Raw genomic sequence first — 14,196 nt, 5'->3', positions numbered from 1 at the left:
TATATGAATTATGTGTTTTCTTCTGTATCCCACTTGAGACCTTACCTTCTATTCGGTGCACATTCCAGAAAGGAGGAACACCGTCCTGCCCTTCTGCAACTTTTTACACACAACGTACCGTTCCTTATAGTATCTTTAAATCTAATTGACGAAGATACAGAGAACGTACAATAAGAAAGGAAAGAAATTGGATGGCCCAGAAGCACAGCATAATCTGAATCAGCGTAAGATGAACGGGTACTCCATATATTACAGACGGTTCTGACATCACTAAACAAAGCACCATTCCCATAGACGATACGACTAGTGGCAGAAGAAACAGGAATGCAATTTGTCTGGAAGCCGATTGTCTCATTTCCCTTGAGTTTAGTCCAATTTTCGATAAAGCTCGGTATATTTCTTCATCTCGCTGAAGATCTACATATAGTCTGAAATACAGCAGGCTTACTGTACTTGCCAACATAATAATGGCGATAAATCCGCCAATAAATTCACTAATAACCAGATCCATCTCCGATGTCAAATAGTCTACGGCCCTAGAGTTAAGCACCCCTTTATTCACCTTATTGGCCAACACAGAATACAACCATACCTCTTGTTGAGTTTCAGAAGTTTCTAAGGAAAGCTGACCATTCTTCCATTTTGGCACAAAATAATAAGTAGATTTAAATGCCAACGGATCATTGAAATACCGATGTTCAATTAAATAGTCGTAAGTTCGATCAGAAACAACAAGTAGCCTTCCTAGTTCAGAGACGATATTTCCATCAAACTTCAGGTTATGATCTATCGTCTTAGTATCCATAATCTCAAGATTCATCATATGAGATTTCCCTTGCTTGTAAGTTAGCTTTTTTTCAAAAAAGGTTTTCTTTTCTTCGAGAGGCATCTCGTTTGGATCGATAATGAAAAAACCTTGATTCTCCCGAAGCGTAGGTACCTGTTTTAGCTTCTTAAACTTGGAAGCAAGTGCTTCATAGTTGGATTGTTTCATTACTGGCGCAATCTGTTCCCGAAAAGGGAAGACTAATACTTCACCTTTTCCATAATCCACTCCAGCCGTATACAGATTTTGGTCAATCTCTTTTTCAAGCTCGTTAGAACTTACAACATCAGAAGTAAATGCAAATGAATAAGATTGCTCCCTAAGAAATCTTTTTTGCTGTTGCATGGAGTCAAAAGTTGATGCGGCTCCTACACAGGAAATGATAGAAATGAGGGTAATCAATGAAAAAAGCCCGGCATTATTCCTCATTTTATATGTGATCTCAGATAACCATAACAAACGCGATCCGCTCCAAGACCATTTCCTGTTAGCTCTAAGCAATTGAATGAATAGTACACATGATTGAGTATAAAATAAGTAAATACCCAGAGATCCCATTATAATTGTATATTTAAAGGTGTCTCCAACCGAATAGTGCAATATATAAAAGGAAAGGGTCCCTAAACGATACGGTGCCAGATAAATGTAGGGTGAAAAATCAAGCTTCATTAAATATACAGCCGCTCCGATTAATACTATGGCAAGAATGGACAGACTCCAAAAAGCTTTAGGTTCTTTGTTAAGCTGAGGAGCCTTGCTAAAAAGCTGCTGTAGTTTAAAACGTCGGATAAAGAAAACAGACACAAGTGAGATCAATATAAACAAAAACATAAAGCCGATTCCTGTAAAAGCCAGTGCTTTCCAGGGAAAATAAAATCTTAAATACATTCCTGTGACATTGGAACCCATAAGCAGGAAAAACTTCGCTGAAACAAATCCTCCGATCATCCCGGTAACCAATGATAAAAAGCCTATAATTAGATTTTCAAAAGCTACCAAAAAACAAATTTGCCTATGACTTGCTCCTAAAATGGTGAGTATACCAAATTCTTTCTTACGTGCAGCAACAAAGATATTATTTGTGTATAATACGAAAAAAAAGGAAAATACAAAAATCAACAGATCCGCAACCTGTAATCCCTTTTTTACATTAGCTGCTGTGATTACATTCGAGACATCCGGGTGAAAAATAAATACCGCATATACGAAAAAAATCGTAATCATCAAGGAGCTGCTTAAATAATAAGGAACGTAAGCACGCGCATTGCGTTTGAGATTATTCCATGCTAACAGACGAAAGCTCATGTGCATGTCTACTTCCCCCCAAAAAGGAGAGCATATCTATGATTTCCTGAAAAAATATTTGCTGACTATGACTACGACGGATTTCATTATATAACTCACCATCTTTAATAAAAATTACCCGGTCGCAATAGCTGGCTTCCAAGGCGCCGTGTGTTACCAGCACAATTGTAGAATAGTCTACACGGTGGACAAGGCTCAGCATTTCCATTACAACACGCGAAGACTTGGAATCGAGATTTCCGGTTGGTTCATCTGCAAGCAGGAGCGAAGGAGAGTGAATCATAGCTCTGCCTATGGCTGCACGTTGTTTTTGTCCCCCTGACACCTCATAAGGCCGTTTGTCCAAAACATCTGTAATATCCAGTTTTTTCGCTACTTCTTCCAGTTTGTGCTCCATCTCCTTTAACCCTTTTTTATTCAGCATCAGAGGAAACAGTATGTTCTCTCCCAAAGTGAGGGTTTCCAACAAATTATAATCTTGAAATACAAGCCCCAGTTCTTTGCGGCGAAATAAAGCCAGCTTATCCTTCTTGAGCAGATGTGGATTTTCCCCTTTAATGCTAACCTCGCCAGAAGTCGGCATATCAATGGTCGAAATCATATTTAATAATGTTGTCTTCCCACTACCAGACGGACCCATAATGCCAACAAACTCACCTGGTTGAATCGTTAAATGGATATCGTTGAGAGCTCGGTGTGGAACCTTACCATAGTATATTTTGGTGACTTGATCCATTCGTACAATCTCCATCGTTCATTCCTTTCTTTTTCCTATGTCATGATCATAATCCATCCGGAACAGAGCGTCGATCGATTAACATTACAAAAACCTTAAATGTGTTGTAAGGTTTCTTATGGGTGTATTGGAAACAGAATCTCAACAGTCGTTCCTTTACCTACCGTCGATGTGAGTTGAATGTCATGATTCAGCCTTTTGCAGATTTCTGCCACCAAATAGAGCCCCATCCCGGTAGATTCACTATACTTCCGTCCATTTTCACCTGTGTAATAAGCCTCAAATACCCGCTCTATATCTTTTTTAGGGATGCCAATCCCTTCATCCTGTACTTTCAACACAATCACATGATCTCTTACGTCATATATCAATTTCAGGCTGTGGGCATAACCTGAAGAATACTTTATCGCATTAGTCACCAATTGATTAATGATAAATCTTAACCATTTGGCATCGGTAATCACACTCAACTGCTCGTCCACTTCATTGGAAGGATAAATTTCGTTGCGGATCAATAACCTTTTGTTATCGTAAATCACTTCACTAACCAGCTTTCGTAATACGACAGGCTCTACATGAAAGTCTGGTTCAAAGGATTCCAATCGTGACATATACAAAATCATGTCCAGTCCTTTTCCCATTCGATCAATCTCATCGTGAATCTGATCCGACTCGGGATCTATTTTTCCTTTGAGAATTAAATGAATCACAGATAGGGGCGTTTTCATCTGGTGAACCCACTGGTTAATGAACGTGATGTGATCACGCTGCTGGTGCTCCAATTGATGAATCCGAGACTGGTACAACTGGTAGAACTGCAAAAGCAAATGCTGTAAAGAAGAGGCTAACGGATTAAGTACCTTCATCTGAATAAGCTCATCTAAATCTCTAATGTTAGCAGTGGATAATATTCGATATAAACCAGAATACATGACGTACCGAAATAGCAAATAGACCAGCAAAAGGATAAACCCAAAAAAGACCGAATACAAGGCGGTCGACAAGTTACGATAACCATCCATCCAGTAAATACTCAACACAAGAAAAAGTTGGATAATATTAAAAATGATCATGGAAAAATGATCACGCCAAAACAGCTTCACTGTTCTTCCTCCTCAGTCAAGTGCAGCCGGTATCCAGCTCCTCTAACCGTTTCTATAATATCCTCCAACCCCAGTTCGCTCAGCTTTTTACGGACACGGGTAACATAAACGTTCAGCGTATTTTCTCCTACATATTGGTAATCATCCCATAACGCTTCTAAGAGATGAACTCTCCCTACAACCTGCTTGGGATATGTCATCAGTAGCTCCAGCAGTGCAGCTTCTTTATGGCTCATTTCTACCTGCTTGTCATGAAACACCAGCTCCATAGTATCAGGATATAAAGTTAAGCCTGACACTGTTATGGTGCGTGATTTTTGGGCAACTGCATATATACCATAGGCACGTCGCAGATTGCTTTCTACCTTGGCTAACAGTACTTCGGGATGAAACGGTTTGGTAATGTAATCATCTGCTCCGTTTTGCAAAGCAATGACCTGATCCATTTTATCATCACGCGCGGACACAAACAGGATGGGACAAGTAGATTGAGTACGAATTTGCCTGCACCAATAAAATCCATCAAAACGAGGTAAATTCACATCCAGTATGACCAAATCAGGCTTTACCTTCTGGAAAACACCTAAGACTTGATCAAAATTTGAAACGACAACTCCTTGATAACCATATTTCTCAAGATAGGATTGGAGTAAGGAGCTAATTTGAGGGTCATCCTCTACGATTAATATTTTATGCATCTGTTTTCTACCTTCTTAGTGCTTGAATTTTAAATCACATGATTTTCTCTATATAATGCCTTTATTTGATCGTCCAAGCAATAACAACAACCGAATTCCTTTTATTTGTAGCTTAGGAGAGTCTCATGGTGTAAATTGAATCCCGAATGATATGCATGGTGCCAAACACCAGAGTGATTAACATGATAATTATAATGGCGATAACTATTACTGTAATCATGATCTCTTTATAGTTTTTTAACGTTTCATTACAACATAATTTCGACTTAAATACCTCTTTAATTTTATGCTTTGAATATTTCATACTTTGCTCACTTCTCTCCTCGGCTCGCTATTTTCCATACTAATTAGCTTCTATCTAAGGAACAACAGCCAAAGCTTACAAAAACATTACTTTGTTGTAAGGTATAAAGAATTCAGATCATCAGAAGCGTGTGTCTTTATAAAAAAATGAGTCGGGTTCTATGACCCGACTCATTTTCCGTATTTCTACTAATCCCCATAGGAATGTCCCGCGCTTATGCCTCTTAATTTTGACTTGATGCACTTCTCTCTTGAAGTGATCTACACTTCAAACTTATTTAGATAAAGAAACTGCACCTCTGTTTGTCGTATCCCCTTGTTGTTCCGCTAGTGATATACCTAGCTTCAACTCAGAAAGAAATGCTCTCAAAATCACGGATCGTACTTTCAATGGAAATTGTGAAACTTCACATATTTATGCAGTCCAGTTCGCGAGTTGTTTGTTTAGTGTCAACAAAAGTTCTTCCTTCAATTAGTTCAGATTTAAACTCTGCGATACGTAATGGAGCAAGATTCTCCCCATACCACCTGACGTCCGCAAAGTTGTTCCGGAGAATATCTTCTTGTAATCGGAGCTGAGGAATGTTAAAAGCCCTCAATTTTTGTCATAAAAGATACAACTTCCTTCCTATTAATGTCACTCATTTCTTAACTTTCACAAAATCAATCTCAAACCAAAAAGTTAAGCTTAAGGTGTTCATTTGATACAATGCCATGCTTAAGGAATCTATAGTTGTAGTCAAAGAATAGCAAGACTTATAGTATAAACTCTTTTTAAAAAATTTCTTTACCAAGTTTAGTGTCCTTATTATCTCTTATTAATAATTCTATATTTTTGCGGAGATATTCCCTCCCAGTTCACAAACCACCCTGTAAACGACGATGAATTCTCTAATCGCAATTCTTCACTAATATCAGACATGGACCACTCTGTTGACTTGAATACATGTTTCGCCTCTTTCAATCGAAGTTCAGATATGCATACTGTTGGGACTGACCCCATAACGTGAGACAAATCATAGTGAGCTGACAAATGAAAAGAAAGCTTCAGACCGGATGAATCAGTCTGAAGCTTTCTTTGTTTCGTTTATCGCGTTTTACTTAACTATATCAAACACCATACACTCTGTATTGCTCTCCCTACCAAGGCGTTTCCGTTTTGTGTTCAATCACTTTCAATACTTTGGGTTCAAGAATCCGTTTCAATAGTTCCAGCGTACGATCGTCAACAGTAGCTCCACCATGCGGATCGGCTTGGATTTGTTTTTTAGCCTGCGTACTTGCGATAACGTCCATGACTTGTTGTTTGGAAATCTTTTTAGATGCTGCGATCTCGACGACAGATGCCCCCTTTGCCAATTCTTCTTTCAAGTCTGCTGGACTCATGTGAAGTAAAGAAAGGAGCTCTTCATCGTTTAAAAAGGCATCTGCAGTATAGTCAGGCTTGCCGTTAGTCATGAAAAAGCCTTCCACGGATGGAGCAGGGCCGCCTCCGATCAGAGAAACGCTGATCGTATTCCCTTGAACGAATGCCTGATAAAACGGCGTTGTTGATCCCTTTTCGGTGTAGTTCAATATAAATGTTTTTTGGTCCGGTGTCTGCATCGGCTCCATGTTACATTCGTACTTACTGGAGCTGCCGTACAGTTTGTTAATGAGGTCATCTACTTTCGATTTGATTTCTTGATCGGTTAAGGAGTTGACCGGCTTCTCCTGAGGCTCCCAATTCTCTTGGTTCACTTGTTCGATTTCACCCGTGATACCGTTCAAATCAAGTCTGACCTTTTTGCCGTGAGCTCCCTTTTCCTGTAGCACGATGCTTGTTTGAATGGCTTTCCCCTGACTTGTATTCGCGGGGTCTCCTCCAATCTGGCTGGCGTCGATAATTTCAAACGACTTGGTTTCCGGATAAGAGCGATACAACTTTTCAAGCGCTGCTTGGCCAACCGCATCTATCTTGACTTGTTTGGCTGTCATCGGTGTTCTCGTAATCATTTCAATCAGGGGAGGGGCCGCGAATGCCGCGGTTGGAATCATAATTACTGCAGCGACGATGCTGCCGATCAATCGTTTTTTCATCGTTTTTTTGCTCCTTTGCCGTTGTACGTATTGAGAATAGGATTGTTCGACTCGTTTGGTAACAGCCGGGGGGCATTCCATGGTCTCTGCTTCTTGGTGCAGGTACTCGCTGATTTGGCTTTCAATAGGCATTGTTCTTTTCCATCCTTTCCAAGGAGAGATTTCCCAAGTGTTTTCGAAGCGACTGCAGGCCGGCATGATATCTGGACTTAACTGTACCCAGGGGAATATCGAGTAATGTCGCAATCTCCTCCAGCCTATAGTCGTGGTAAAAGCGGAGTATGATCACCGTTCGCTGTTTATCGGTCAGCTTGTGCATGGCCTTCGATATTTCAGGGTCTGTCCCATCCGTCCTCACCGTGGTCTGATCCCAATGACGCTCTTCCCGAGAAAAGACACGGATGCGTTCGAAAATTCGGAATCTCCTCCAGCTTTTCACCCGGAATCTTTGCACTTGTCGGATGACCAAGCCGTGCAGCCAGAAGTGGAAAGGACGATTCGGATCGTAGTTGGGAAGCGAGGTCCACATTTGCATGTAGATCTCATTCATAATATCTTCGCGATCCTGCGGATGATCCACCAGAAAAGAGACAGTCCGGTAGACATCCTTATAGGTGGCATCATACAACGTGTGAAACGCCTGCTGATCTCCTTCAATCATTTTTGTGAGCACATGGTACATAGATTCACTTTGCATTCAGAGGGCCCTCCTAAGTAAGCAACTTACACCCTATATTGTCGCTCAGTGGAAAAAAGGTTCGGTTTTTATGTTCTCGGTTGGGAGTCTATGGATTGCGGGAAGGCGAGCAGTGGCATGAAAGCGTGGAAGACATCTTGTTCTTTCCGTCAGATTGAACGGTGAGTTCAAAGAATTGGGCCTGCTGTCGGACGATTATAACAAGGTCTGGAGATGTAAAAATGGCCTTCATGCAGCAGGTTATATTTCTACAAAAATAAGAGACAATAATTTGTTAGGTCAAATTGAATATGGCTACCAATACCCCCAATTTGCAAGAGACGAAGCCAACAAAACGCAACACTGGCTGCTATGCAGCTTAAGTTTCCAACTATGATTACAATTGTGAAGGCCCCTGTTGCTTAACGACGTAGCTGAACCCAAAACGTGAGACACATCAAAACATCTTCAAGAGAATCAAGCCATGTCGTAAGATATGGAGATAACCTTGTAGGTGTTTTTACGTCTGAGATTAATCTGGACTCAAGCTCATCAACTTGTACGCTGAAAAAACCTATGCTTCTATTAATGCTCCTTGTGATACCCCAATGATCTGTGAGAATTCAGTTTGATTATGTTGTTCCTCATTAGTCCTCCTTCTGTCTAAAAATTAAAAAACAGCCCCAAAAATAATTTTATTTATCGGGACTGTCAAGTTAGCTAAGCTATTAAGTTATTCTTAGGAAGATGTTTATCTTAAAACATCATATATAAAATACCCTGGCCATTTTCACTATAAAAACATGAAAACTCGAATCAGTGAATAATAAACACTCAGGTATTAGCTTCGCTGTCTCATCGCCTCGAATAATAACACCGTAGAGGCCATGGCTGCATTCAGTGATTCCGCTTGTCCCTGCATTGGAATGAATACTGATTCATCCACCATACTTGCGGTAGCAGCAGAAATACCCTGGCCCTCGTTGCCAATCACGAGCCAAGTGGATACACGCAAATCTATGGTATAGCATGATAAGCTTGCATCGAGCGAGGTGCTGAGCAAGCGGGCACCTTTGCTTTTGGCCTGCGACAAAAGCTCTTCCAGACTGCCTTCGATCACTGGCAGATGAAACAATGATCCCATCGTGGAGCGGATCGTTTTGGGATTATATAGGTCGGCGCAACCATGACCCAATATAACGCCTGCGGCTCCAGCAGCGTCCGCACTGCGAATGATAGTGCCTACATTGCCGGGGTCCTGTACACCGTCCAGCACCATCACCAGCGCATCTGGTTGCTCCAGCAATGCTGCGAATGCGCTACGCTCCTCCTTACGCACGATGGCAAAGACAGACTGCGGCGTCTTGGTATCGGTGCATTTGGCAATGACCGCCGCCGACACGGGAATCCATTCCACCGGCTGATCGGCTGAATCCAGACCATTCAGCTCGGCAGGAATCCCCTTGTCCAAATCATAGGCGACGCTTTCAACAGCCGCGTTCGAACGCAGCGCTTCCTGCACTAGATGAATACCCTCGACAATATATTTATGCTGCCGTGTGCGATGCTTTTTTTCGAGGAGTTGCGACCATTCTTTTACACGTGCATTATTCGGTGAAATGATTTCCATTGGTTTAACCTTCCGTTTCTAGGTCTGTTTCTTTAAAAATAAATGATGCATCACTTGTACTTGAACATCAAACCTCTCTAAGCTGCAAAAGCCAGCTCCAGCTTGGTTAGATCGTCCTTGTGACCCACAATGACCAACACATCACCCGCTTCCAGACGATCCTCGGCATACGGTGAAATGTTCATCTCCTGGTTTCTGCGGATCGCCATTACATTGCAGCCGAAGCGTGCCCGTATGTCTAGCTCCTTCAAATTTTTGCCGATCATGGAATCAGCGGCTCGCATCTCCAAAATACTGTAGTCCTTGGACAGCTCAATATAATCCAAAATATTAGGAGACGTTAAATGGTGCGCTACCCGCAGTCCCATATCCCGTTCAGGATAAACCACTTTATCCGCACCTATTTTTTGCAGCACTTTTCCGTGCAATTCATTTTGTGCTTTGACCACAAGAGCAGGCACACCCATGTCCTTGAGAATCAATGTCGTTAGAATGCTGGCTTGTATATCTTCACCAATTGCGACTACAATTACGTCAAAATTGCGGATACCCAGTGCTCGCAGTGCTTCCTCATCGGTCGAATCGGCAGACACCGCATGCGTCACAATATTCGACATTTCCTGTGTACGCTGCTCGTCCGAATCGATAGCCAGTACATCAAACCCCATCTCACTCAGCGCGCTGGCAACACTGGAACCAAAGCGCCCCATGCCAATGACCGCATACTGTTTTTTTGCCATTCCTTCTTTACCTCCCGCTCACCATACTATCCGTCATAGTATAGCATATCATGCTACAAACATAAATTTTGGCATCCCTATTCCAAATGCTTCTCCATGTATACTAGACCACAGCCCAAGCCATAATACATTCGATCACTATTACAACATACGGGAGGTACACATGCCCATTACAATGGATTTACGACAAGCGATTGTTCACAAAGTTCACGGCAAATCAGAGGCTGATCTTACGGATATGATTATTGGGTCAGTGGATGGACCGGAAGCCGCTTTGCCTGGATTAGGTGTCATTCTTGAAATCGCATGGAAGCATATGAGTCCAAACCAGCAGCAGGATTTCGTCCATTTGGCACATGAACAAATCGATAAAATCAAACCCGTGCCCTTAACCTAACCCTAGCTATTCAACTTCTTGTTATGCTTTAATTGTGCTCATTATTTTTACCCGTATTCGAAAATAAGAATAGTCCACTCGCATTCATGTCGAGTGGACTATTCGTGGTATATATCAAATGACTGAAATCAGACTGCTCTGCATATATAAAATTTTATGGAGCCATTTCCAAAAACTTAGCGGTCGGATTTTTTTCTATAGCCGTACGCATGGCATACTCATTTTCGAACAAGGCTACATAATTGCCTTTCTTATCTTTTACCAGCGTAGAGTTGATACGGAACTTGCTCGGATCAATCTGCTCATCCACAATCCAACGTGCAAATTGGAACGGCATACGTTGAAGCTGTACATCTACCCCATATTCACCCTTCATGCGGTATTCAAATACTTCAAATTGCAGTTGGCCGACTACACCTAGTAGCGTATCATCAAAGCTTACCGTACGGAACACCTGAATCATACCTTCTTCGGTCAACTGGTCGATACCTTTCAGATACTGCTTGTGCTTCAAAGCATTTTTTACAGTAACCTTGGCAAAAATCTCAGGTGAGAAGGTCGGCAGTTCATCAAATACAACCTCACTGCCTTGACTGAGTGAATCGCCAATACGGAAAATACCCGGATCAAACAAACCAATAATATCTCCAGGAAATGCCTCTTCGACAATATCACGGTCCTGTGCCAAGAACTGCTGTGGTTGGGACAGCTTAATTTCCTTGCCCATCCGAACATGCTTAACACTCATCCCACGTTGAAACTTACCGGACACGATACGCAAAAATGCGATACGGTCACGGTGAGCCGGGTTCATATTGGCCTGAATTTTAAATACATAGCCAGTAAACTTCTCGTTCGTTGGCTGAATTTCCCCAACTGTACTGTGGCGCGGTTCCGGCTTAGGAGCAAGCTGAAGGAAGTTTTCCAAAAATGTTTGCACACCAAAATTATTAATAGCACTTCCAAAGAATATAGGCGTTAATTCTCCACGCTGTACTTTTTCCATATCAAAAGGGTCACCTGCGACATCAAGCAACTCTAAATCTTGGCATAATTGGTCGTGCAAATATTCGCCCGCCATCTCGCGAATAATCGGATCATTGTAACCCTCCACTTTTTGTACTTTGATCGTGGAATGGTCATCTCCCTGAAACAACTCAACCTGATTTTTGACACGGTCATAAACACCGCACAGATCACGTCCTGTACCAATCGGCCAGTTCATAGGCACTGAACGGATACCAAGCACCTGCTCAAGCTCCTCCATCAAATCAAAAGGACTGCGTCCTTCACGGTCCAGCTTGTTAATGAAGGTGAAAATCGGTATTCCGCGCTTCGCACAAACCTGAAACAGCTTGATCGTTTGCGCTTCCACACCTTTTGCTACGTCAATCAGCATGACCGCACTATCTGCGGCTGTTAATGTGCGATACGTGTCTTCACTGAAGTCCTGGTGACCCGGGGTATCCAGGATATTAACGCGATGCCCATTATAATCAAATTGCATCACTGAGGATGTTACCGAAATCCCCCGCTGTTTTTCAATCTCCATCCAGTCACTCGTCGCATGCTTGCTGGCTTTACGAGCTTTGACTGTACCTGCAAGACGAATAGCGCCCCCGAACAGCAGCAACTTTTCCGTCAGTGTCGTTTTACCCGCATCCGGGTGAGAAATAATCGCAAACGTACGCCGTTTGTCGACTTCCTGTTGAAGTATATCTGTTGTTTTACTCATTTCACATATCCCTTCATGATCAAATCCATTGCATTTCTGCTCAAGCTATTCATAAAAAGGCCATGATGCACGCCTATGTTCATAAGTTCATCGGCTCATTGCCGTTAGCTCCAGTATTCGGCATACTCCGTCACCATATTCATGATAAATACGATCTATTTACATGTTTTAGCCTGCCTTTAACATATAATCAGTTGCAAACTGAAAACCTGAGACTAAGCTATTATAGCATACTCCGAACGCAAAGCATCCCCTTACATCCTAAACAGGACATAGGGGGATGCATGACAAATCGGGATTACTGAGTGCCGCCTACTCGCCAGATGACATTATCTTCATCCTGACCGCTAACCGGCCACCACTTATAGCCATCCTGCTCTAACAGCTTGTGAGCACCATCAGGTCCCCATGAGCCTGCAGCATAGGTTTCCAGTGTATCCGGGGTCTGCTGCCATGCTTTGGCGATTCTATCAACGAATCCCCACGCTGTAGCAACCTCATCCCACCGCGTGAAGTACGTCGAATCACCCTCGATCGCATCCATCAGCAACCGTTCATACGCCTCCGGTGAGTTGATCCCCACCATACAGCTTTGGCAAAAATCCATAGCCAGCGGCTCAATATCTGATTCCGAACCGGGTTTCTTGGCATTAATTTTAATGTAAATGCCCTCCATTGGATTGACCCGAATGACGAGCAAGTTTGGTTCCAGCTTATGCTTTTGACCGAGATATACATTGGTTGGCATGCTCTTAAATTCCACAACGATCTCCGTAGTTTTTACAGGGAGACGTTTGCCTGTACGAATGTAGAACGGTACACCAGCCCAACGGAAATTATCTACAAACACACGTGAAGCAAAATAAGTCTCTGTATTCGATTGTGGATCAACCTTGTCTTCTTGACGATACCCTGGCAACTGCTGACCGCGGTAACTGCCTTCAGTATATTGACCACGTACCACGTTGGTCTTCACATCCTCAGACGATTCAAAAGGTCGTAGTGAACGCAACACTTTCACCTTTTCATCACGGATATCCTCTGGTAACAGACGACTAGGCGGTTCCATCGCGATCATCGTAAGCATTTGCAGCATATGGTTCTGTCCCATATCGCGCAAAGCGCCAGAATGATCATAGTAACCTCCGCGTTCCTCCACCCCTACCGTTTCACTCAGCGTAATTTGCACATTGGCAATATGCTTGTTATTCCATAGTGGTTCAAAAAAGGCGTTAGCGAAGCGAATCACCTCGATATTTTGAACCATTTCCTTACCGAGATAGTGATCAATCCGATAAATTTCTTCTTCGGCAAATACTTCACGTATTTCGATGTTCAACTCTTGTGCAGACTCGAGGTTGTAACCGAAAGGCTTCTCTATAACTAGACGATTCCAGCCCTTGCCGTCCAACATGCCGCCCTCTTTCAAGCTCTTCGACACACTTCCGAATAATTCAGGCGCCAAGGCCAAATAAAACAACCGATTTCCCGGTATGTTAAACTTACCTTCTATAGCCTCCGTCTGCTGTCTCAGCTCATGAAACCCATCAACATTGTTGATATCCAGCGATTTATATTCAAAATGCTCGGCAAATGCCTGCCATTCTTGATCATTTTCTGCTTTGTAGCGACTAAACTCCTGTATGGAAGCGTACAGGTCATTACGGAATTCTGCTTCTGTGCGGGGACGTCTTGCTACACCAATAACAGCAAAATCTTCAGCAAGCTTGCCTTCGCGGTACAAGCTGTAGATAGCAGGAAATAACTTGCGGCGAGCCAAATCGCCCGTAGCACCAAAAATAAACAGAACTGCACCTTGTGTCACAAGAGATTCTTTAACAGGTATGTCAGCCATGAAGTACCTCATTCTTCCCATGTCAAGATTCCGCAATCCACAATCCTCGAAATCCGCATGTAGTATTGTGTATATTTATACAAGATCATACTTGATTTTCGAAAAACATGGAA

Annotated in this window: 12 protein-coding genes; 1 reads left to right on the top strand and 11 read right to left on the bottom strand. The window is 42.5% G+C overall.

What is annotated here, in order from left to right; translation table 11 throughout:
• Positions 1-124: 124 nt before the first annotated feature.
• The 9 genes from C0638_RS12630 to C0638_RS12580 form a co-directional block, all read right to left on the bottom strand.
• A complete protein-coding gene (locus C0638_RS12630; protein WP_058712489.1) occupies positions 125-2,137 on the bottom strand; it encodes an ABC transporter permease in 2,013 nt (670 codons plus the stop codon).
• Positions 2,103-2,882, bottom strand: coding sequence for an ABC transporter ATP-binding protein (locus C0638_RS12625; RefSeq protein ID WP_058712488.1), 780 nt, complete (start codon positions 2,880-2,882; stop codon positions 2,103-2,105). Before C0638_RS12625 ends, C0638_RS12630 begins: the two co-directional genes overlap by 35 nt.
• A 101-nt stretch (positions 2,883-2,983) precedes the next feature.
• Positions 2,984-3,970 (bottom strand): sensor histidine kinase, encoded by a 987-nt coding sequence (locus C0638_RS12620; protein ID WP_058712487.1) that lies wholly within the window; start codon positions 3,968-3,970, stop codon positions 2,984-2,986.
• Positions 3,967-4,668, bottom strand: a complete 702-nt coding sequence (locus tag C0638_RS12615; RefSeq protein WP_016324713.1) for a response regulator transcription factor — start codon at positions 4,666-4,668, stop codon at positions 3,967-3,969. The genes C0638_RS12620 and C0638_RS12615 overlap by 4 nt, the downstream gene beginning before the upstream one ends.
• 1,111 nt (positions 4,669-5,779) lie before the next feature.
• Positions 5,780-5,974 carry a helix-turn-helix domain-containing protein gene (locus tag C0638_RS12600; protein WP_153008849.1) on the bottom strand — a complete coding sequence of 65 codons (195 nt, stop codon included), beginning with the start codon at positions 5,972-5,974 and terminating at the stop codon, positions 5,780-5,782.
• A 137-nt stretch (positions 5,975-6,111) separates the two neighbouring features.
• Entirely contained in the window at positions 6,112-7,182 is a 1,071-nt protein-coding gene (locus C0638_RS12595) for a hypothetical protein (protein WP_082689694.1), read from the bottom strand.
• Positions 7,172-7,747 carry a sigma-70 family RNA polymerase sigma factor gene (locus tag C0638_RS12590; RefSeq protein WP_013372986.1) on the bottom strand — a complete coding sequence of 192 codons (576 nt, stop codon included), beginning with the start codon at positions 7,745-7,747 and terminating at the stop codon, positions 7,172-7,174. Before C0638_RS12590 ends, C0638_RS12595 begins: the two co-directional genes overlap by 11 nt.
• 820 nt (positions 7,748-8,567) lie before the next feature.
• Positions 8,568-9,356, bottom strand: a complete 789-nt coding sequence (locus tag C0638_RS12585) for a TrmH family RNA methyltransferase (protein WP_058712111.1) — start codon at positions 9,354-9,356, stop codon at positions 8,568-8,570.
• Between the two features lie 77 nt (positions 9,357-9,433).
• The gene (locus C0638_RS12580) at positions 9,434-10,096 is read right to left on the bottom strand and encodes a potassium channel family protein (RefSeq protein WP_016819940.1); all 663 of its coding nucleotides are present in this window, start codon (positions 10,094-10,096) and stop codon (positions 9,434-9,436) included.
• Between the two features lie 163 nt (positions 10,097-10,259).
• On the opposite strand from C0638_RS12580, the gene C0638_RS12575 reads away from it, so the two are divergent.
• Positions 10,260-10,493 (top strand): small acid-soluble spore protein SspI, encoded by a 234-nt coding sequence (locus C0638_RS12575; RefSeq protein WP_013372990.1) that lies wholly within the window; start codon positions 10,260-10,262, stop codon positions 10,491-10,493.
• Positions 10,494-10,647: 154 nt separating this feature from the next.
• Here C0638_RS12575 and C0638_RS12570 read toward each other — a convergent pair whose 3' ends face one another.
• Both C0638_RS12570 and zwf read right to left on the bottom strand, forming a co-directional pair.
• Positions 10,648-12,228 (bottom strand): peptide chain release factor 3, encoded by a 1,581-nt coding sequence (locus C0638_RS12570; RefSeq protein ID WP_013372991.1) that lies wholly within the window; start codon positions 12,226-12,228, stop codon positions 10,648-10,650.
• Between the two features lie 298 nt (positions 12,229-12,526).
• Positions 12,527-14,083, bottom strand: coding sequence for a glucose-6-phosphate dehydrogenase (gene zwf / locus C0638_RS12565; protein ID WP_013372992.1), 1,557 nt, complete (start codon positions 14,081-14,083; stop codon positions 12,527-12,529).
• Between the last annotated feature and the right edge of the window lie 113 nt (positions 14,084-14,196).

Source organism: Paenibacillus sp. lzh-N1 (assembly GCF_002872435.1).
In the GTDB taxonomy this organism is placed as follows: Bacteria; Bacillota; Bacilli; order Paenibacillales; family Paenibacillaceae; genus Paenibacillus; species Paenibacillus polymyxa_C.
The sequence above is the reverse complement of the archived record's forward strand: the minus strand, read 5'-3'. Positions and strand labels throughout refer to the sequence as shown.